The sequence below is a fragment of the Paenibacillus paeoniae genome, assembly GCF_003388735.1.
Classification (GTDB): domain Bacteria; phylum Bacillota; class Bacilli; order Paenibacillales; family Paenibacillaceae; genus Pristimantibacillus; species Pristimantibacillus paeoniae.
The window spans coordinates 60,770-80,231 of record NZ_QUBQ01000008.1; the positions used below are offsets into that span (position 1 = coordinate 60,770).

Consider the following 19,462-nt stretch of genomic DNA (forward strand, 5'->3'; position numbering starts at 1 on the left):
GTTTAGCATCCACAATATTTTTCATTAAGTCGATCAACGACCTCTCCAAATGATTCGGACGTGTCCAGAAAGTGAACAGTCCTACCACACTCATAGCACTTGATTTCTGGCTTAAGCCCTTTAAACTGCATCTGGAATTCGATGTCAGAGATGGTACGCACGTTTCGTACATCATCGAGAGAAGGTTGTCTATTGAATATGTGAAGTTCGATGTTATAGTCATCAATGTTGGTTTGATACGATAACTCTGCACAGTATCGTGCATCTCCATTTGGAGCAGCATATTTATAGATATCTATGGGGGACGCGTTAACGTAGACATTTTCGTACGATCCAATTTTCTTCGGTGTTATACCTTGCTTTTCGCTAATTTCTTCTAATCCTTCTTTGGAATTAATAGTGCGAATGAGTCCGACATCTTTTAAGACATCCTCGAAATATTCTTTCGTCCGATCATCAATTTTAATCATGTTCATTCCTCCTCCTAATTAGGACAGCGTGCTTATTCATCATTCCACGCAAGCAGCCTCCAACCCTTCCATTGGGTGGATTTCCTCTTACGTTTTCCTTGAGCGGAATATTTAATTTTCATAATGCCGTCTGCAGCTTGCTTTAAAGTTCCTTCGTATAGGTGTTCATTATCTCGTAACCATTTTTTTAGGTTTCTGCACTTATAAACCTCACCAGAAGGGGATTGGATCACCCACTCCTTGGCATGCATATGGGTTTCGAATCTACCGGTCAGAGGATGAGAAGGAAGCCGTTCATGGGCGATGGAAAGGCTATCTATGAGACTTGTTTTACGTCTTCTATTCACTGCCGAGCATACTGGACTACAAGTAAGGGTGTCACTGCTTGGAGGAGCTTGAAATTCATTGCGGCAAATAATGCATTCCTTATAGTGCTTTCTCAACTCACTGTAACATGTCCTGGAGCAAGTTTTTTTGTTACGTCCTAACTGTTGACCGCATATTGGGCAAGTCACACTCAAAAAGCACACCTCCATATACCAGCATGTGCCTATTTTATTATCAATGTGCAATATATGTAAAGGCCAGTCATGCACGACCAGCTCGTGGCGGATTTCCGCGAACGCGGCGTTTCACAACGCGGCGGTTTCGACCGGTTTCCCTCCGGCAGCTCATCAGGCGGATTACTTATCGTTGCTTATAGTTTTATTTATTGCTTCTTTGTAAACTGCTAGCCGTTCGGATCTCAATGATCCAGGCATTCTCTTCGGGTACGGTTTTGCTATATGCTGGGCGACTTTGTGGGCGTAATATCGAATCCTATCCCGGTGCTGCTTCATTAGCGCCTCCTGTTCCGCCGCCAACGTACCGCAGCCGCAACCATTACCGCCGCAGCCAGTGCGGTTATTATCATGGATGCCGTTTGCATGGTGATCACCTCCGTTAGCGTATTTTTATAGCGTCGGGGTTGTCGGGAACTTGTGCAATACTGACCGATCCTGTATATGTGTCTAATGACACTTCGTAAATAATCTCGTCCTCTTCGATCCCGTAACCTTCCGCACAAAAGGACATCGGGCATTTATCGTACTCTTCCGCGTCCTCTCCTACAAAGAATACCGTTTGGCAATCTAGACATTTCATTTTAAAAACCGAATATTGCATACGCTCCATCTCCCGGAAGACCGCGAAGGGCCTGTATTATTGTGATGCTCTATTAGCTTGACCCAGTGTCTTGTGTCCGCTGTCGATTTTGCCATCTCGAATAACTACCCAACGCACCCAATCCATCAGAACAGCTTCTCGTTGCCATTGAGGTATTTCGCTAACTGGAATTACTTTTGTCATCCCCGTTACCTCCCCGCGTAAGCTCGCCAGCATATTGTAGGAGGGAGCGCTAGGCCCCCAATGATTTGCGGCGCAGCGGCGATACAACGCCCACTACGTAAGCTAAGTTGTGTGTGGCTGCCAATAATACATCCCCGAACCAGTCTCCCTGCGATGGGTGGAGATTATGAAATATACGCAATCGCCAACATGCGACTGGAGGGAGTGGATCATCCTCATACACATGACCCCACACGTCAAGGGCCATACCCTTATCGTCCACCGCTTGGAGTACATATGTCCCGCGCTCCCTGTTATGCAGCGCGTGTCTAATGAGGTCGGAAAACCTCTCGTCGTGAACATGCTCGGCGGTAAATTTGCCGCGATAGGCCAAATAGTTGATGACGTGCGCAGTAAGCGACCGATCCTCTGGAGCCATCGAGAGGTAAGTCCGTAATCAACCTCGTCAATCTTGGTGAGGATCACGGATAGCTGTTTTGCCGTTAGTTTTCGGCAATCTTCCCACTGCTGGATGATGCTGGCCTGAAATTTAACCAGCCACTCCGACCGATACATCAAGCCGGAAAAGACGGCCATTGCAGCGGAACATTTAAGCGCATGCTCGGCGTTCCTTTCCTCCTGCGCCGCCAGTTCGGCGGCTGCGCGGATCTCTGTCAGCTTAAGCCGATAGCAATCGTAACCGTAAGGCTTGCCTGCGATGCGATATTTGCCCGAGATCGCCTTACTGCACGTAGTGCATTTCATCGATTTACCTCCTCCTTTGTAGGAGGGGCCGTAGCCCCTGTGTTAATGAAATACAACTTCATTAGGCGCATCCCAATTTGCCACCATATCAGATTCGTCTTCGATATCCTGCCAGTTCTCGACAACTTCCCACTTTACAAGGTACCCATTGCCGGAACCGTCTTGCCCGCGTGCTTTGTATAGAGGGCGCTCTCCCATTGGTCCATCGATAAATGGTAGTTGAGTCAAAGTAATTCCGATTCCGTTGTATTTAATAGTCATTTCAACATCTCCTTTAGTTTTTTATTGAATATTGTGGGAGGGGCCGCAGCCCCACCATTAGATTACAATTTCAGCGTTACAGAGAGCCTCTTTCGCCAGCTCAAGCGCTTTTAGTTCCGCCGCATACGTCTTACGCCATTGTTCACTTGTAAGGTGCTTGAGATAGCCCTGTACCGTTCTCTGCCGATCCGCTATCGCCATTCCTAATGCACTAACAACATCCTCATTCATAGTTACGTTTAAATTCATGTTCATTGATGACTACCTCCCGTTTATTATTCTCTTGCTTTATGGTAAGATTGGGAGGAAGGCCGGGTCGTGACCGACCTTCCAATGGAACCTTTTAACGTTTGCCCCTACGGCGATGTTTGGTTCCTTTTTTCTTTTGCTCTCGTCCAGCGGCTAAGTAGATCATGATTGCGGCTAGTAGTTGGATGATGCTGGATAAGAGCGTTACCCAATCTTGCATGTGCTTGTCTCACCTCCTTACAACTTAATTATACAGCATTTAAAATGCTCTGTAAATGGTTATTTGGCATGTTGCTAAAATATTTTAAATGCTGTAAAATTATTTTAAAGGAGTTGAGCGCTATGGCTGGAAGACCACCGAAAGCGGATAAGAAGATACGAGAGGCGATTTATTTTGAGCCGCATTTGTTGGAGTGGCTGAAAGATAGAGCAGATGAACAGAAGACAACAGTTAGCGTAGTCATTAACCTATTAACCGAAGAGAAAATGAAAAATTTCGGCCAATAAGCTGGAATTTTTTTATGTCTTGCAATAGGAACGTATGTTCTGTATATAATAGAGCATATAACTTATTCGAGGTGAGTTACAATGCGTAAAAAGTTAGAGGGAAATGGACTATGGGAATCCAGCAGAATAATATTGCCGGAACTCAGAGAGCGAACCAACGAGTACAATGCCAACAAGGATAACAGGCAACGGATAAACCTTGACGACCAAGAGTTGGAGCAGATCGGGAGGAAGCTGACTGAGTCTCTCAATCGACGTATCTTGATTACTGTGAGGCTTTTTGATCCTAAGGAGCAACTGCAGGTTGTCGGGATGGTTGACCGCATCAGCAAGCAGCGAGGGCAGTTTATGATTAACGGGGACTGGTACCCGCTTGCTGATATCGAGGGTGTAGACGATGTTGACTGATCGGCAGCGTAAAGTATTAACAATCCTCTGGCACACATATAGACATGATTGGGCCGACTACGTCGCTGGACTACAGGTATTATGTCAACGTAGCCAGCTTACTGAACGACAGGTACGCGATACCCTTAATGAGTTAGTTAAGAGCGGGCATTTGGAGCATGCCAGAGGGCTGACTAGAGTCTTGTTGCCCTCGAAGTTAAATAGGTAGCGACGTAGATCTCTGTCTTGTCTTAAATGTAAAGTAGTGGTAAAATAGGCATGAGCCGAGGGAAAGCATCCCTACGGCTCTTTTGCTGTTTATGGAGTCATTTTGGCGGCAATGATGTAGCTGAGGTGATATCATGCCAAGGCGTAAAGTGCAGATACCCATTATTCGGGTACAAAATAGAAGAATCATATTGGAAAACCATACAGGGACAATCAACGGATCGATTATGAGTCAACTAGAAATGCTTCTAACGCGGCACGGCTACGTTAAGATCAATCAAAACGATCTGGTACACCTGGCTAGCGCAAAATCTTTCTGTGACGGAGACTTAGTTTTCGGCAAATCAGATCGTCTTAAATGCAAAGTGTCCAGACGCAATATAAGTAAGATTATGGATGCATTCGACAAGATTGTCGAAAGAAAATAGCTAAAAATCAAAAATAATACCAGATGTGTATACAGATCTGGTATTGACAACCGCATAATTCGACAACAAATTATGACAAGCTGTGTTACTATTAAATTAATAAATATTAATAATAGTTACATTATTTGAACGGGGGTGGTTATAAAACTTGCCATATAGGCAAGTTTCGTAGAGGGAGGGCCGAACCCTCATTCATCAGACGGATCTTTTGGGGCTACATACTCAAAATCATACAAATCCTCAGCATGGCAATTAAGTACGTTTGCTACTTCTACTGCGTGTTCGTATGTCATATCTCGTTCTCTACTGATCCAACGAGACACAGTTGACTCATTCACGCCCAGACGCCTTGCGAGTTGTGCTGGAGACATGTCGCCCAAATAATCACGAAGTCGGCACCTCCCTCTAATGAGGGGCATATCTAACTCCTTTTTTACGTTTTACATTCGTACTTATTATACATCATAAAATGGAGGTCAGTACATGGCGTGTACATTCCTAGAAATTCGCATTTCAAAAGGCATTGAACTAGAATTTATTGCGAAGAGAATCGGTATCGCCGTCGACAAACTAGATGGGTATGAACAGAATACCAAAACTATGCCATGCAGCATTGCAGTTAAGCTTTGCAAGGTATACAAAATAGCATCTTTTGACCAAATCAAATTCTAATTATTATATGCCCATGTTTTGCCCATATATAATAGAAGAAACACGAAAAACTATGACGCGTGAAAACGCTAAAACCCCATAACATAAAGGGTAAGTACCTATCATGATCCACCATGATTTTATTATTCAATCAAGTTTGAGATGGAAGGCTCCATCGGCTAATTGATATAATCGAGGAATACGTGTCCGGGAAATCGGGCACGTATTTTTTGTAAGTTAGAAAAAAATTCGGTAAATCGACAAAATTGTATGGAAAGCTACAAATTAATCTGCTATATTAGTAAAGCATACATAAGTGGTACTATTTTCCTTGGGAGGTGAGAACTATATGACTGGATCTAGAGTAATGAAATGGGTTACGGGTTCCTTTGAAATTTTGCTGGGTATTCCACTTATCGGTGGAGCTTTCATTCTCAGCACGGCTTATGTCCCACTAGGCATTATGCTGATTCTTCACATCGTAACTTTAGTACTTTCGGCTAGTAACAAAGAACCTAAATACGGATCTATCTTAGGTATCGTTACTTCCGTTGTAGCATGGATTCCATTCGTAGGTATGGCCCTACATATTATTACGGGTATCTTGTTGATGGTTACAGCAGCTCAGAAGCCTGCTCCTGCGAACTATCCTCATCCGCCACACGTATCGAATCTGTAATAAAGAAAGCGCCCCTTGGCGCTTTTTTTTAATGCAAAGAAATCCCTGCTCCCTTGATAGGGTAGCAGGGATTTCTTGTATGTAAGGAATTAAATATAAACGTGCTTGATCTCGTAGTCACGCTCGATCGTAAGGTCAAGGAACTGCTCCCCGATTTGTACGAGCGGCCGGAAAAATTCTGTCGGGTGCGTCATGACGATAATACCCAGTTCATCCTGGCCTGAATCTTCATTGCTCAGCTGAACATGCTTGCCGATGAAGTTCGGAATCATATGTTTGATGAAGGTATGGGTAGTCTCAGGGTCAAGCTGAGAGAAGCTCAATCTATGCAGCTCTCTTAACACGTATAACAGATCGCGTTCCTTCTGATAGACTCTAGCGGAGATCATCGCGCTATAAATGTCGACAACCGCTATAATCTTCGAGATCGGGTGAATGTCCTCCCCCTTCAAGCCGTGCGGATAACCGCTGCCGTCCATTCGCTCATGATGCTGCAGAGCGCCTACAGCCAGCGTAGAGTCATCGAAGGATTGGAGAATAATGGTATGACCGTATTCGGTATGACGCTTCACTTCGTTGAACTCTTCTGCGGATAGCTTGCCAGGCTTGTTCAGGATGGCATCGTCAATCTTGCATTTGCCGATGTCGTGAAGGAAGCCGGCTTTGCCGATCATAGCTGCATCAGCAGCCGAATAACCGAGCCAAGAGGCCAGATAATACGAAAGCATGCCGACTTGGACGGAGTGTTGATACGTGTAATTATCCGATGTATTCAACAGCAGCAGCATCGACACGACATCCCGTTCCAATTGCAAATTATTGAGGAGGGGTTGCAGCACAGCCGATACTTCGTCATTATCGATCTTGCCTGTACTTACTGCGGTTGAGAAAAAGTTCTCGAAGCTTTTGACTGCGTTTTCATAGATAGGCTGCACTTTAGGGAGCCACTTGGGATTAACCGTTGACTCGATTGTTCGTCCGGACCTCTTATTGGCTTGGAGGGGTGCCGTGCGCTCATCAATATCGACATAATCAATTTGATGCTGCAGCAGGCGAGAAATTTCCGCTTTCGTTACGATTGTTCCCTTGGAGAGCACATGCAGCCCGTAATTATTAAAGATATCGTGGCTAAGTTGGTCTCCGTCTACCAAATCCGTTACATGAATCCTCATAGAGACACCTCTAATAATTAGTATCAATTAAACAATAGTATGTTAGCCCTATGCAGCATAATTACTTTTTATAGTAGCAATCAATTCACGCAATGGCAATATGAGGGACTGACAAATGCAACTAAATACCTAATAATTCGGCATAAATCGACCTTGCTCTTGCCGAATCTTCGGTCCCTTGGACGATAGCGCGTCCATCGGGAAATAAAACAAAGGTCACGTCACCTGCTAATTGAAGTTTGAGAAGATAGGGATTTTGATAGACTTGACCCATTACGGACAGCCTGCCCGCCATGTCATCCAGGTTCAGATGAGCGGATACACCGGGAGTTAGCTGGACGGATTGGCGACCACATAGAGCGGTTGCGACCGTCTCGCGATCTTGCCGATTCAGGAACTCGTATCGATGATGATCTCCGCAGGCAGGGCAATCGCTTCTCCTTGCCTGGTCAATGTTGATTGGCAGCCAGGCATGATTCCACAGATCTACCTGAAAAAGCGTACGATGGAGCGCATCCCGATTGCCGGACAATAGCTTGATTGCATCAGTCGCTTGGACTGATGCGATAATGTCGACGATCGGGGAGATGACGCCTGCTGTCTCACAGCTGTCTGTTGCACCCGGAGCGGGAGGTTCAGGAAACAAGCAGCGATAACAGGCGGTCTCATGCGGGATAACCGTCATCGTCATGCCGCTCGCGCCAACTGCCCCGCCATATATCCACGGGGTGCCAGATTGCAAACTAAAATCATTGATTAAGTAACGAACAGAGAAGTTGTCTGTACCGTCCAAAATGAGATCGACGCCTTCGAGCCATTGGGACGCATTGGCGGAACTCAAATCGGTCATTACAGGCTCCACAGTAACGGAACTGTTAATGGCTCTTAAACGGCTGGCTGCTGCTGCTGCTTTCGGCAGCATCTCATTGGCATCCTGCTCGGTGTATAGCATCTGCCGCTGCAGGTTGCTCCACTCCACAATATCCCGATCAATAAGACGGGTATAGCCGACGCCTGCCCGTACCAAGTGCTGGGCAAGCACAGACCCAAGAGCGCCCATACCGACGATAGCAATTCGGGATCGCTCAAGCTGGTTTTGCCCCTCTAGCCCAATGTGGCTGTACCGAATTTGCCTCGAATAACGATCCCCAATGGAGGAGCGTCCGAGGGTTGTATGTTGGATATGTGTATCCGATGGTTGTGAGTGATTTGTCATGAACGCGCCTCCTGCTATTCCGGCAGTGGAACGGTCGGATTCCAGGGCCCTAGCTGATGGCCCTTCCACTCGGAGCCATCCGCCCAAATTTCTTTTTTCCAGATGGGCACAATCTGCTTGAGACGTTCGATGGCATAGCGGCTTGCCTCATAACAGTCCTCTCTGTGAGGTGCGGATACAGCAATGACAACGCTGATTTCGGCTAGGCTAACGACGCCGGTACGGTGGCTTATCGCACAGCGTGATCCTGGCCAACGCACACCAATTTCATCACCGATCTGGCGCATCATGGCGACGGCCATAGGTTCATAAGCTTCGTACTCCAGCCGGACGGTTTGTTGGCCTTGCGTCCATTCTCTAGTTGTGCCCACGAACACGATGGAGGCGCCATGATCCTTCGTAATGACTTTGCGCAGCACCTCTTCGGAATGCAGCGGTTCTCCGGTTACCAGGTAGAGCTCGACGCCCTCTGTCTTGGCGCTTTCATGCATCGTCCCTCCGCCGCCGGAGACAGGAGGGAGCAGCGCAAGCTCGTCCTCGGCACGTACCGTTGTCTCATCCGCTGCATAGGCGTGGTTCCGGGCGACGAATGAGATGCCAAGGATGCTGGAATGCTCAGGATAGGCGGCAGCCAATCGTTCCTTGAGCTCCTTGGCGGTCAGCTCGGCAACAGGCAGGTTCAGCGTCAGCCGGGAGGTTGCAAGACGCTCCTGGAGACCGGCAAAAAGATTTATTTTCCAATGAAAATCCATGTATGTAAACCTCTCGAATGTATGACGTTCAGTTGTCTCTAGAATACCATATAACCGAAAAAAATGTTATGCTTGTAGGTACGAATAGAAGGGGGGGAGCAGCATGAAAGCACTTAAGGACCGTTTTGGTCGTACGCATAATTATTTGCGGATTTCGGTAACGGATCGTTGCAATCTGCGCTGCGTCTATTGCATGCCGGAGGAAGGCGTGGCATTCACGGAAGCTTCCCATCTGCTTACGTACGATCAGATCGCTGAAGTCGTAGAGGTCGGTGCTTCGCTCGGTATTACGAAGCTCCGGATTACAGGGGGCGAGCCGCTTGTTCGTCCGGACCTGCATACATTGATAGCTAGATTGTCGGGCATTCCCGGCATTGAAGATATAGCACTTACCACGAACGGGGTATTCCTGGCAAAGCAGGCGCAAGCCTTAAAGGATGCGGGACTCACTCGTGTCAACATTAGTCTCGATACTCTCGACCCGAGCAGGTTCGCTTTCATTGCGCGACGCGCTGAGCTGCGCAGGGTACTTGAAGGCATAGAGGCGGCTGCGGTGGCAGGCTTCCATCCCATCAAGCTGAATTGTGTGCTGCTGAAAAATGTGAATGAAGACGAAATTGCGGAATTTTTGAGAATGGCGTACGAGAAGCCGCTTCATGTACGGTTCATTGAATATATGCCGATAGGTCATGCGGATGATAATTGGAGAAATCATTACTTGCCGTTGTCACGGGTTCTGGATATTGCCAACGAACGGTATGTGATCGCAAGGCGCGAAGATGTGAAAGGAAACGGACCGTCGGAAGATTGGGAAATCGAGGGCGGTGTCGGCTCCTTCGGGTTAATTCATCCTATCAGCGATCACTTCTGCAAGAGCTGCAACCGGCTGCGATTGACGGCTGATGGCGGCTTGAAGCCATGTCTATATTGGATGGATGAGCTTAATGTGAAGGGTGCTTTGGGCGATACTGCTGCGATGAGAGAGATCTTCGCGAAGGCTATGGATATTAAGCCGGAAAATCATGAGATGGCGGCCAAGCTGGCCGATACAGCCTTGTCGCATGTGCCGACGGAACGGCGTATGTCGCAAATTGGCGGCTGACGACTAGCTGTACCTGACCCCGTATGTATTTTCGCCAACAGCGAATAAGAAGTAAGAAACGTGAACAGATGGATGCGACAGGGAGGCTGGTTGAAGTTGACGGAAGCCATGCATGCACAGTTGGTGCTTCTGCACAGCAATGATATTCATAGCCGGCTGGAGAACGCCGCCCGTATCGCCTCCATCATCGCGGATGAGCGAAGAGTAATGGGTGCTCACCGCGTGCTTGCCGTCGATATCGGCGATCATATGGATCGCATGAGAATGGAGACGGAGGGCAGCGAAGGCAAGGTGAATCTGGCGCTGCTGCAGGAGGCGGGTTATGAAGCGATTACACTGGGCAATAACGAAGGGCTGACGTATACAAGCGCAGCGCTGGATGAATTGTACAGCTCTCCTTCTCCGTTTGCGGTCGTATGCGCCAATATGAAGCTCGATAGCACGGGGGAGAGGCCGGAGTGGATGCAGCCCGGTATTGTGCTGGAGAAAAACGGCCTAACCATCGGTTTGGTTGGAGCCACTGCGAACTTTGCTCCTTTCTACAAGCTGCTTGGCTGGACGACGACTCCGCCTCTTGAAGCGATCCGGGAGCAGGTTAATCGGCTTCGGAGTCGCTGTGACGTCATGGTCGTGATGTCTCATCTTGGTTTGCCGCTTGACCGCCAGATGGCGGAAGAGGTGCCAGGCATTGATCTGATCTTGGGCGCTCATACCCACCATCTGCTTGAGGAGCCGATTGTGATAGGCGAGACGACGATATGTGCGGCTGGAAAGTTCGGCGATTATGTCGGACGTGTGGAAATTGGGCTGGACCAGAGGAGCGGTCGCCCGATCTTCAATGCCTGTTGCCTGCCGACAGGAGCCTACGCGGAGCGGCCGGAAGCGGCATCCATTATTCATACGCATGGTATGGAAGCGAAGCTGCGGCTTGGCCAAGTGCTGGCCACGCTTAACCATCCGCTGCCTGCGCGTGTGGACCGTGAATCGGCGCTTCCCAACTTGCTTGCTGCGGGGCTGCGCCGACTGGCGAAAGCGGAAATCGGTATCGTCAATGCCGGTCAAGTGCTCGGAGGCTTGGCTATTGGCGATGTATCGGCAGGGGAGCTTCACGCGCTTTGCCCGTCGCCTATTAATCCTTGTCGAATGATGATAGCAGGGATCCATTTGCGCGAAGCACTGGAGCAGTCGCTGCTGGACGATTATGTATTCAAGCCGATTAGAGGCTTTGGCTTTAGAGGCGAGGTGCTGGGCATGCTTGCGGTAGACGGGTTGTCGATTACTTACGATGCCAGCCGTCCTCCCATGTACCGGATTGTACATATGGAAGTGAACGGCGAGCCGTTCCGGGATGAGCAGGTGTATGCGGTTGGCTCCATCGATATGTTCAGCTTTCGGGCTGGCTATGAATCACTCGCCAACGCTGAGAGCTACAGCTTTTTTTTGCCGGAGTTTATTCGGGATATTATTGCAGGCGAGCTCTTGTCCGAGAGTGCTTTGGCTAGCTGCCATGGGCTCAGATGGCAGTCCTTGGCGTAATAATGTCGCAATAAAAAGATATATTGGCGTTTTCTGTCGAAAAATTAGGATAAAATGGTTGAAAAATTACGCATTTTCACGTAAATTAAAAATAAAAGCGGTTTACTCCGATAAATATTGTATTGACGACATAGAGGGGAAGGACCGAGAAAATGCGTTTGCTACCGATTTCGCAGTGTGCGCCTGGAATGAAACTGGCCAAGAAGATTTTTTCCGCAGACGGTATAGTCCTTCTTAGCAATCATATGGAATTAACGACGCGTCTCATTGTGCGGCTTGAGCAATGCGGCGTTCAATATGTATATATTGAAGATCCAAGAACGGCAGATGTGGAATTCGAACCTATTATTAGCGAGGATACGTTCCGGATGGCCATCAAGGAAATTCGTACGAACTTCCGCGAGATGATGGATCGTCCCAAGCGGCGAAAGGGAGCGACGTATCCTTATATCGCTCAGCCGTTCAAAAATTTGATGAATTCCATTATGGACGATTTGTCGAATCATAAAGATGCCATGATTATGCTGATGAACATGGGAACTGTCGATCACTATCTGTTCCAGCATTCGTTGAATGTATGTGTTTATACAACGCTGCTTGGCTTGTCGAACGGTTACTCGCGAGATGAAGTGATGACGCTTGGCATGGGAGCGTTGCTTCATGATATCGGCAAAACACAAATTTCGACGAACGTGCTCACGAAGCCGGGAACGCTCAGCGTGGACGAGTTCGAGATGATGAAGCGGCACGCCCAGTTCGGCTACGAGCTGCTTAAGGATGAGCCCAACCTGCCGCTCCTGGTTGCGCATTGCGCGTTTCAGCATCATGAGCGCCTGGACGGAAGCGGATATCCAAGAGGAATCAAAGGCGATGAAATCCATGACTATGCGAAGTGGATCGGTCTTGTCGACTCCTATGATGCAATGACGACCAATCGGGTTTATCGAGAACCAATGCTCCCTCATCACGCGATGGAGAGGCTGTATGCCGGCACAGGAACGCTATACGAGCAGCGTATGCTCCAGTTGTTCCGCGATAAAGTGGCGATCTATCCCATCGGCATTTCCGTCAAGCTGCATACAGGCGAGAGTGGCGTAGTCGTCGACCTGAATAATAGTTACCCGCACCGGCCTATCGTACGCGTCTTGTACAATGAAGCTGGCGAGGAGCTGAAAGTTCCATATGAGGTGGACTTGTCGAAGCAATTGACCGTCATGATTGTTGGCGTGAACGACGAGGAAAAGAACGTGCCGCTTGTATCCGGCATTTAACACATTAAGATTGAAATTAGAGGGAGCCGAGAGGCTCCTTTTTCTTCATTTGCTTCCTGTACCGTCTGACATTACAATGGTAGAGATGCGTTATTACGAGATTAAGAAGTCAGGTGTTGAACAGATGAACATGCTACATACACAAAACAACCAATATCGAGGCAATACTGCCATTCAGCTTGCCCCGCTATCCCCCGTGAACGATCCATGGGATCCCATTGGCTCCCTTAGCCGGTACGGCGGTCATCGCTTGACCAGTGTCGAGATGACGGTCACCAATCTGTGCAATATGCGATGCGAGCATTGTGCGGTCGGCGATACGCTTGTGATGGCCGAACCGGATAAAATTCCGATAGGAGAGATGATTCGCAGGCTTGAAGAAGTGGAGCATCTGGAGACGATCAGCATTACAGGCGGCGAGCCTACATTCTCGAACCGTACGGTGAAGGAGTACATGGTTCCTTTGCTCCAATACGCCCGCAGCAGAGGCGTTCGGTCACAGATCAACTCCAATGTAACGCTGCCTTATAGCCGATATGAGCAGCTTGCTCCGTTTCTGGATGTGATGCATATCTCCTTTAATTATACGAGTGCGGAAGACTTTCATCAGATCGGATTTGCCAAAGCCGGCCACAGTGTTTCACTAGAGGCGGCAGCCAAATTATATGATCGGATGATTGACAATGCTCAGCGGCTAAGCGATGCGGGTGTACTTGTATCTGCCGAATCGATGATCAATTATCGCACGCATGACAAAATCGACGAAATTCATCAGTTGATTGTGGATATGGGCTGCCAGCGTCATGAAGTCCATCCGATGTATCCAAGCTCGTTCGCCAAGGATCTGCCGGTCATTACGAGGGAGCAGATGCGGCGCTCAATCGAGCTGCTTCTCAACAGTCGTGATTCCAATGTATGGATGCTGTTCGGGACGCTGCCCTTCTACCAATGCAGCGACAATAAACAGGAGCGCGATCTGCTGACGCGGTTGGCCAATGAGCGGAACGTTACGGTACGGAACGATCCTGACGGACGTAACCGGCTGAATGTCAACTTATTTTCCGGTGACGTGTTCGTAACCGACTTCTCTGATGTTCCTTCCTTCGGCAATATCGCCGATTCGAGGCTTGATGAGTTGTTCGACAGATGGCTGAAGCATCCGCTGGCTCAAGGCGTAAATTGCCATTGTCCGGCTGCTTCGTGCTGTGGTCCGAATCTGCTTGTCAAAGATATGTATTACAAGGATGTTAATTTCCACATGAGAAGCGCCATATTGGAATAGAACTTAAGAAAGGAGGGGTACGGTATGTCCATTCGAGCGATTGTGTCAATCGCAGTCGGTCTGCTCCTGATTTACTTGATGTTTACGGTTGGAGCTCCGTTCTTGCTGGCGCTCGTTGTTGCGATATTTCTTGAGCCGCTGAACGGGCTGCTTATGAAGCGCCTTAAAGTAAATAGGCTTGTCGCAGCGATCATATCAAGTACGTTGTTCACAATCATCCTGCTTGGGCTCATCGTCTTGCTTGGCATCAAAATTATTGCAGAGCTGATCGCTTTCCTGGAGAGGGTGCCGCATTACTTCGAGAATGCGAGTCAGTACGTGGATCAGCTTCTGGTCGATGCAAGAGGAATGTATCAGAACATGCCGCCGGATGTGATAGCTACATTGGAAAACTACTTGCTGAAGCTGACGGATACGATTACGTCGGTGGTTGGCAAGCTGTCCTCTACCGTTGTCGCGTTTGCGTCTACGCTTCCGGGTATGTTTATTTTCTTCATCGTGTTCCTTGTGGCCGTCTATATGTTCAGCTTTAGTCTGAATACGCTGAAAGTATCGTTTCTATCATTCTTTGATGAATCGTCCCGTTCACAAGTCGATCAGGTGCTTAATAATTTGAGAAAGTCGATCTTCGGCTTCCTTCGTTCGCAAATTATTTTGAGCGGACTGACGTACATCATTTCACTGGCGGGCTTGTTGATCCTGGGTGTGAAGTATCCGATGGCGATCGCGCTCCTTATCATTGTGGTTGATATCTTGCCAATTCTGGGAACAGGCTCTGTCTTGGTTCCATGGGCGACGTATCTGCTCTTGACTGGCGATATGTATACCGGTGTTGGCCTCATTGTACTGTTCCTGTTCATTACCGTATTCCGCCGTATTATCGAGCCGAAAGTATTGGGTGACTCCATCGGGATCGGCGCTCTGCCCGCACTGGTCAGCTTGTATGTCGGCTTCAAGTTGGTCGGCGTGATTGGCGTATTTATCGGTCCTTTGGTCGTTATTATTTACATGGCGGCAAGGCAAGCGGGATTGTTCCAGCAAAAAATCAAACTGTAAGAAGAGGTTGACACCCGTTGTCAATCGGCGTTATAGTCTAACAAGGAAATCCACTAGGGGCGCCGAAAGGCTGAGATAAAGCATTTGCTTTGGTCCCTTTGAACCTGATCTGGGTCATGCCAGCGTAGGAAAGTGGGACAATCGGCTAAGCTTATGTCAGCCGAATATAACACGCGCGGAACTGTGTATGATGCGCCATGAATGTATGCTTCACACCTACTCTGGCTGTGCAGCAAGCTTCATTGGCCGAGTCCGCTGCGGCGTCCTCTAACTTTCTTATATGTCTGTGTATGCCTCCAGGTGGAATTCCAATTCCATTTAGGAGGTTTTTTGTTATGTTGACTACACCACTGCCGGGAAGCCGGAAAATTTATGTTCAAGGCGCGAATCCTTCAATCGCCGTGCCGATGAGGGAAATTGCGTTAACGCCAAGCCAAGGCAGGAACGGTGAAGAGCAGCCGAATGAGCCGGTGTTGGTCTATGACGCAAGCGGTCCCTATACGGATACGGCTTATGCAGCGGATGTGCGAGCAGGCTTGCCGAAGCTGCGCGAGGCCTGGATTACAGGACGTCATGACGTCGAGCCATACGAGGGGCGCGAGGTTCGTCCTGAAGATAATGGCTTCTCGTCCGAGAAGAGAGCACGAGAGAGAGGGGCGGAATTATTCCCTAATCTGACGTATAGACCTTATCGTGCCAAGGGAGGCCGCAACGTCACGCAGTTGCATTACGCCCGACAAGGCATCATAACGCCGGAGATGGAGTATATCGCGATTCGCGAGGGGATGTCCCCGACATTCGTAAGGGATGAGGTAGCGGCTGGCCGTGCGATTATACCGGCGAATATTAATCATCCCGAGAGCGAGCCGATGATTATCGGCAGAGCCTTTCATGTGAAGATCAATGCGAATATCGGCAATTCCGCTGTAGCCTCCTCCATCGAGGAGGAAGTGGAGAAGATGACTTGGGCGACCCGCTGGGGCGCCGATACCATTATGGACTTGTCTACTGGCAAGAACATACATACGACGAGGGAGTGGATCGTCAGGAACTCGCCTGTTCCGGTCGGAACAGTGCCTATCTATCAGGCGCTGGAGAAAGTAAATGGCAAAGCGGAAGACCTCAGTTGGGAAGTGTTCCGGGATACGCTGATCGAGCAGGCAGAGCAAGGTGTGGATTACTTTACGATTCATGCGGGCGTGCTACTGCGTTATATCCCGCTTACGGCGAAGCGGGTGACCGGCATTGTATCGCGGGGAGGCTCCATTATGGCGGCCTGGTGTCTGGCGCATCACAAGGAAAACTTCCTGTATACGCACTTCGAGGACATTTGCGAGATTATGAAGCAATACGATGTGTCGTTCTCCCTTGGCGACGGACTACGTCCCGGATCGATTGCAGATGCCAACGACGAGGCGCAATTTGGGGAGCTGGATACGCTTGGCGAGCTGACGAAGATCGCTTGGAAGCATGATGTGCAGGTCATGATCGAAGGTCCGGGCCATGTGCCGATGCATCTTATCCAGGAAAATATGACCCGGCAGCTTGAGGTTTGCGATGAGGCGCCTTTCTACACGCTAGGCCCGCTGACGACGGATATTGCCCCTGGCTATGATCATATTACGTCTGCGATCGGTGCGGCAATGATCGGCTGGTTCGGCACCGCAATGCTCTGTTATGTCACACCGAAGGAGCATCTGGGACTGCCGAACAAGGAGGACGTAAAGGAAGGCGTTATTACGTATAAAATCGCTGCGCATGCGGCCGATCTGGCCAAAGGGCATCCGCGCGCGAAAGTGCGGGACGATGCTTTGTCCAAAGCACGCTTCGAGTTCCGCTGGCGTGACCAGTTCCATCTGTCGCTCGATCCGGAACGCGCTATGGCGTATCACGATGAGACACTGCCTGCGGAAGCGGCGAAGTCCGCACACTTCTGCTCGATGTGCGGCCCCAAGTTTTGCAGTATGCGCATTACCCAGGACATTCGGGAATATGCGGCGCAGAATGGAATGGAGACGACGGAAGCGATTGAAGCCGGGATGAAAGAAAAGTCAGAAGCGTTCAAGGCGGCTGGCAGTTCCATCTATGCATGAGCAGACGGAAGACATTTGGGCGGATCGATATGACAGGCAAATCCGCTTCGCGCCAATCGGAGCGAAGGGGCAAGCACGGCTGGCGAATATGCGGGCGCTTATTGTCGGCTGTGGTGCGCTCGGCGCTTCGCTGGCCCAGCATTTGACCAGGGCTGGCGTAGGCAAGGTGCGGATAGCCGATCGGGACTTTGTAGAGCCAAGCAATCTTCAGCGGCAAATGCTTTTCCATGAGGCCGATGCGCTGGCCGTGCTACCCAAGGCAGTAGCGGCGGCAGAGAAGCTGCGTGCTATCAACGGGAGCATAGAGATCGAGGCACTGGTCACAGATGTGAACAGCATGACGATTACAGCTGCAATGGAAAATGTGGATCTTGTCCTGGACGGAACGGACAATGCCGCAACGAGGCTGTTGCTGAGTGAAGCATGCTTTGCGAGGAACATTCCGTTTATCTATGGGGGCGTGGCTGGAGCGGAAGGAATGAGCGCTATGCTAATCCCGGGACAGACCGCATGCCTGCGTTGCTTGATAGGTGACGAAGCGAGTGTTGAGGAAGAGTTGAACTGCGATACTGCCGGTGTTTTATCCGCCGCTGTCGATTTTATAGCGTCGCTGCAAGCGGTAGAAGCGATCAAATGGTTGAGCGGCAATCGGAATGCCGTTCGCAAAAGCTGGGTCGTCGCAGACTTGTGGCGTTTCTCTGTACGTGAATTTACATTGCCTGGCTGTACGCCGGGATGCCATATTTGCGGCGGTCTTGCCGATGAAAACATCGTTCAATTGAACTTACCAAGGAGCGAGTCCATTGCTCGATCGGATGTACTCGCACACCGTGAGGAGAGGAAACACCGTCTGCAAGCGGGGACAGACGAGACTCCACCTGCTCACGCTTGGAGTCAAACACTAGCTGTCGCGCTTTGCGGCAGAGATTCCGTTCAGGTGACGCTCCCAAGGACATTCCAATTGGAACAGTGGCAAGTTGTCTTCGAGCGGCTGGGATATGAGATCAAAGCGAATCGGTATTTGCTAAAGATTGGGCTGCCTGACGGCGAGAGGTTGGTTTTGTTTCCGGATGGACGTGTGCTAGTGCAAGGGATTATTGATGCCGATAAGGCGCTGCGTATATGCGTTCGCTACTTGACCGATCCCCTTGAGATGCAGGCAGAAGAGGAGGCAAGGACGTGAAAGAGAGAGCATGGAGCGATTTTGAACTGTACGTCATTACAGCTTCCACACATCATCCCGGCAGGGAATTGGTCGATGTTATGGAGCAGACGCTGATTGGCGGAGCAGGCATGTTGCAGCTTCGCAACAAGACAGGTTCCAGAGAAGACGTGCTGCGTGAAGCGGCAGCGCTGCGTAAGCTTACTAGAGCGTACAACGTTCCTTTTATTGTGAATGATTATGTTGATATCGCGATTCAGGTTGAAGCTGATGGCGTTCATATCGGTCAAGACGATATACCGTTTGAAGAGGCGCGCAGGCTGCTGGGTCCTGATAAGCTGATTGGCGTGTCGACGCACAGCTTGGAGCAAGCGTTGAAGGCGGAGCGGGACGGAGCAGATTATATTGGTGTAGGTCCTGTTTATCCGACGAATACGAAGCCGGGAAAAGCAGCGGTTACGACCGCTTATGTAACGGAGGCTGCAGCGCAGATACATATTCCGTTCGTAGCCATTGGCGGTATAACGCTGGACAATGCCGATTCTGTGCTGGAAGCGGGCGCGCGCCGCTTGTGCGCGGTATCTGCTATTGTCGGAAGCGAAGATCCGGCTGCCGTGTGCCGTTCTTTTTTAAATAAGATAGGTCAATATTCCGGTTATGCTCCTCAGTCGGTAACAATCATGCTCAACGGAGAGCAACGCAATACTTCAGCACGCAATTTGGAGGAGCTGGTACGGGAGCTTGGTCAAAGTCATAAGCGGATGGTTGCTGAATTGGATGGGGTTATCGTCTCCAGAGGCATGTGGAGAAATACGGTCATCCAACCGCGTGCAGACATCGAGCTGATACAGTTTGTTGGAGGGGGGTAG

Annotated in this window: 21 protein-coding genes and 1 riboswitch; of the genes, 11 read left to right on the forward strand and 10 right to left on the reverse strand. The window is 49.4% G+C overall.

Going from position 1 to position 19,462, the window contains the following annotated elements:
- Window positions 1-2: 2 nt before the first annotated feature.
- The 6 genes from DX130_RS24645 to DX130_RS27305 all read right to left on the reverse strand — a co-directional run bounded on the left by DX130_RS24645 (window position 3) and on the right by DX130_RS27305 (window position 3,291).
- Complete coding sequence (locus tag DX130_RS24645; protein WP_116049912.1) at window positions 3-470, reverse strand: hypothetical protein; 468 nt, start codon at window positions 468-470, stop codon at window positions 3-5.
- Between the two features lie 1,200 nt (window positions 471-1,670).
- A complete protein-coding gene (locus DX130_RS26655) occupies window positions 1,671-1,817 on the reverse strand; it encodes a hypothetical protein (RefSeq protein ID WP_165861450.1) in 147 nt (48 codons plus the stop codon).
- 49 nt (window positions 1,818-1,866) lie between these two features.
- A complete protein-coding gene (locus DX130_RS26270) occupies window positions 1,867-2,235 on the reverse strand; it encodes a hypothetical protein (RefSeq protein WP_133297976.1) in 369 nt (122 codons plus the stop codon).
- A 368-nt stretch (window positions 2,236-2,603) separates the two neighbouring features.
- Complete coding sequence (locus DX130_RS24665) at window positions 2,604-2,822, reverse strand: hypothetical protein (protein WP_116049918.1); 219 nt, start codon at window positions 2,820-2,822, stop codon at window positions 2,604-2,606.
- A gap of 57 nt (window positions 2,823-2,879) precedes the next feature.
- Window positions 2,880-3,077 carry a hypothetical protein gene (locus tag DX130_RS24670; protein ID WP_116049920.1) on the reverse strand — a complete coding sequence of 66 codons (198 nt, stop codon included), beginning with the start codon at window positions 3,075-3,077 and terminating at the stop codon, window positions 2,880-2,882.
- Window positions 3,078-3,165: 88 nt separating this feature from the next.
- Window positions 3,166-3,291 carry a hypothetical protein gene (locus DX130_RS27305; protein WP_276310914.1) on the reverse strand — a complete coding sequence of 42 codons (126 nt, stop codon included), beginning with the start codon at window positions 3,289-3,291 and terminating at the stop codon, window positions 3,166-3,168.
- Window positions 3,292-3,413: 122 nt separating this feature from the next.
- Here DX130_RS27305 and DX130_RS26660 point away from each other — a divergent pair, with 122 nt between their 5' ends.
- Both DX130_RS26660 and DX130_RS24675 read left to right on the forward strand, forming a co-directional pair.
- A complete protein-coding gene (locus DX130_RS26660) occupies window positions 3,414-3,578 on the forward strand; it encodes a hypothetical protein (RefSeq protein ID WP_165861451.1) in 165 nt (54 codons plus the stop codon).
- Window positions 3,579-3,659: 81 nt separating this feature from the next.
- Window positions 3,660-3,986: a YolD-like family protein gene (locus tag DX130_RS24675; RefSeq protein ID WP_116049921.1), complete on the forward strand. Its 327-nt coding sequence runs from the start codon at window positions 3,660-3,662 to the stop codon at window positions 3,984-3,986.
- Window positions 3,987-4,809: 823 nt separating this feature from the next.
- Here the strand turns inward: DX130_RS24675 and DX130_RS27505 are convergent.
- Window positions 4,810-5,040, reverse strand: a complete 231-nt coding sequence (locus DX130_RS27505; RefSeq protein WP_116049925.1) for a helix-turn-helix transcriptional regulator — start codon at window positions 5,038-5,040, stop codon at window positions 4,810-4,812.
- Window positions 5,041-5,621: 581 nt separating this feature from the next.
- Between DX130_RS27505 and DX130_RS24695 the strand changes: the two genes are divergently transcribed.
- On the forward strand, window positions 5,622-5,951 hold the full coding sequence (locus DX130_RS24695; protein WP_116049928.1) for a hypothetical protein: 330 nt from the start codon (window positions 5,622-5,624) through the stop codon (window positions 5,949-5,951).
- Window positions 5,952-6,040: 89 nt separating this feature from the next.
- On the opposite strand, the gene DX130_RS24700 is transcribed toward DX130_RS24695, so the two are convergent.
- From DX130_RS24700 to DX130_RS27310, 3 genes are all read right to left on the reverse strand, one after another.
- Window positions 6,041-7,123 carry an HD-GYP domain-containing protein gene (locus tag DX130_RS24700; RefSeq protein WP_116049930.1) on the reverse strand — a complete coding sequence of 361 codons (1,083 nt, stop codon included), beginning with the start codon at window positions 7,121-7,123 and terminating at the stop codon, window positions 6,041-6,043.
- Between the two features lie 121 nt (window positions 7,124-7,244).
- Window positions 7,245-8,339, reverse strand: a complete 1,095-nt coding sequence (locus tag DX130_RS24705) for a ThiF family adenylyltransferase (RefSeq protein WP_116049931.1) — start codon at window positions 8,337-8,339, stop codon at window positions 7,245-7,247.
- A 14-nt stretch (window positions 8,340-8,353) separates the two neighbouring features.
- Entirely contained in the window at window positions 8,354-9,091 is a 738-nt protein-coding gene (locus DX130_RS27310) for a molybdenum cofactor biosynthesis protein (protein WP_116049933.1), read from the reverse strand.
- Between the two features lie 103 nt (window positions 9,092-9,194).
- Between DX130_RS27310 and moaA the strand changes: the two genes are divergently transcribed.
- From moaA to thiE, 8 genes are all read left to right on the forward strand, one after another.
- Complete coding sequence (gene moaA / locus DX130_RS24715; protein ID WP_116049935.1) at window positions 9,195-10,193, forward strand: GTP 3',8-cyclase MoaA; 999 nt, start codon at window positions 9,195-9,197, stop codon at window positions 10,191-10,193.
- A 60-nt stretch (window positions 10,194-10,253) separates the two neighbouring features.
- Complete coding sequence (locus tag DX130_RS24720) at window positions 10,254-11,729, forward strand: bifunctional metallophosphatase/5'-nucleotidase (RefSeq protein ID WP_240644694.1); 1,476 nt, start codon at window positions 10,254-10,256, stop codon at window positions 11,727-11,729.
- 152 nt (window positions 11,730-11,881) lie between these two features.
- Window positions 11,882-13,000: an HD-GYP domain-containing protein gene (locus DX130_RS24725; RefSeq protein ID WP_116049936.1), complete on the forward strand. Its 1,119-nt coding sequence runs from the start codon at window positions 11,882-11,884 to the stop codon at window positions 12,998-13,000.
- 124 nt (window positions 13,001-13,124) lie between these two features.
- Window positions 13,125-14,282: a radical SAM/CxCxxxxC motif protein YfkAB gene (gene yfkAB / locus DX130_RS24730; RefSeq protein ID WP_116050041.1), complete on the forward strand. Its 1,158-nt coding sequence runs from the start codon at window positions 13,125-13,127 to the stop codon at window positions 14,280-14,282.
- A 24-nt stretch (window positions 14,283-14,306) separates the two neighbouring features.
- Complete coding sequence (gene ytvI, locus DX130_RS24735) at window positions 14,307-15,338, forward strand: sporulation integral membrane protein YtvI (protein ID WP_116049938.1); 1,032 nt, start codon at window positions 14,307-14,309, stop codon at window positions 15,336-15,338.
- A 45-nt stretch (window positions 15,339-15,383) separates the two neighbouring features.
- Window positions 15,384-15,486: riboswitch (TPP riboswitch) on the forward strand.
- Between the two features lie 187 nt (window positions 15,487-15,673).
- On the forward strand, window positions 15,674-17,431 hold the full coding sequence (gene thiC / locus DX130_RS24740; protein ID WP_240644695.1) for a phosphomethylpyrimidine synthase ThiC: 1,758 nt from the start codon (window positions 15,674-15,676) through the stop codon (window positions 17,429-17,431).
- A complete protein-coding gene (locus DX130_RS24745) occupies window positions 17,424-18,614 on the forward strand; it encodes a ThiF family adenylyltransferase (RefSeq protein WP_116049940.1) in 1,191 nt (396 codons plus the stop codon). Before thiC ends, DX130_RS24745 begins: the two co-directional genes overlap by 8 nt.
- Complete coding sequence (gene thiE, locus DX130_RS24750) at window positions 18,611-19,462, forward strand: thiamine phosphate synthase (protein WP_338068660.1); 852 nt, start codon at window positions 18,611-18,613, stop codon at window positions 19,460-19,462. The genes DX130_RS24745 and thiE overlap by 4 nt, the downstream gene beginning before the upstream one ends.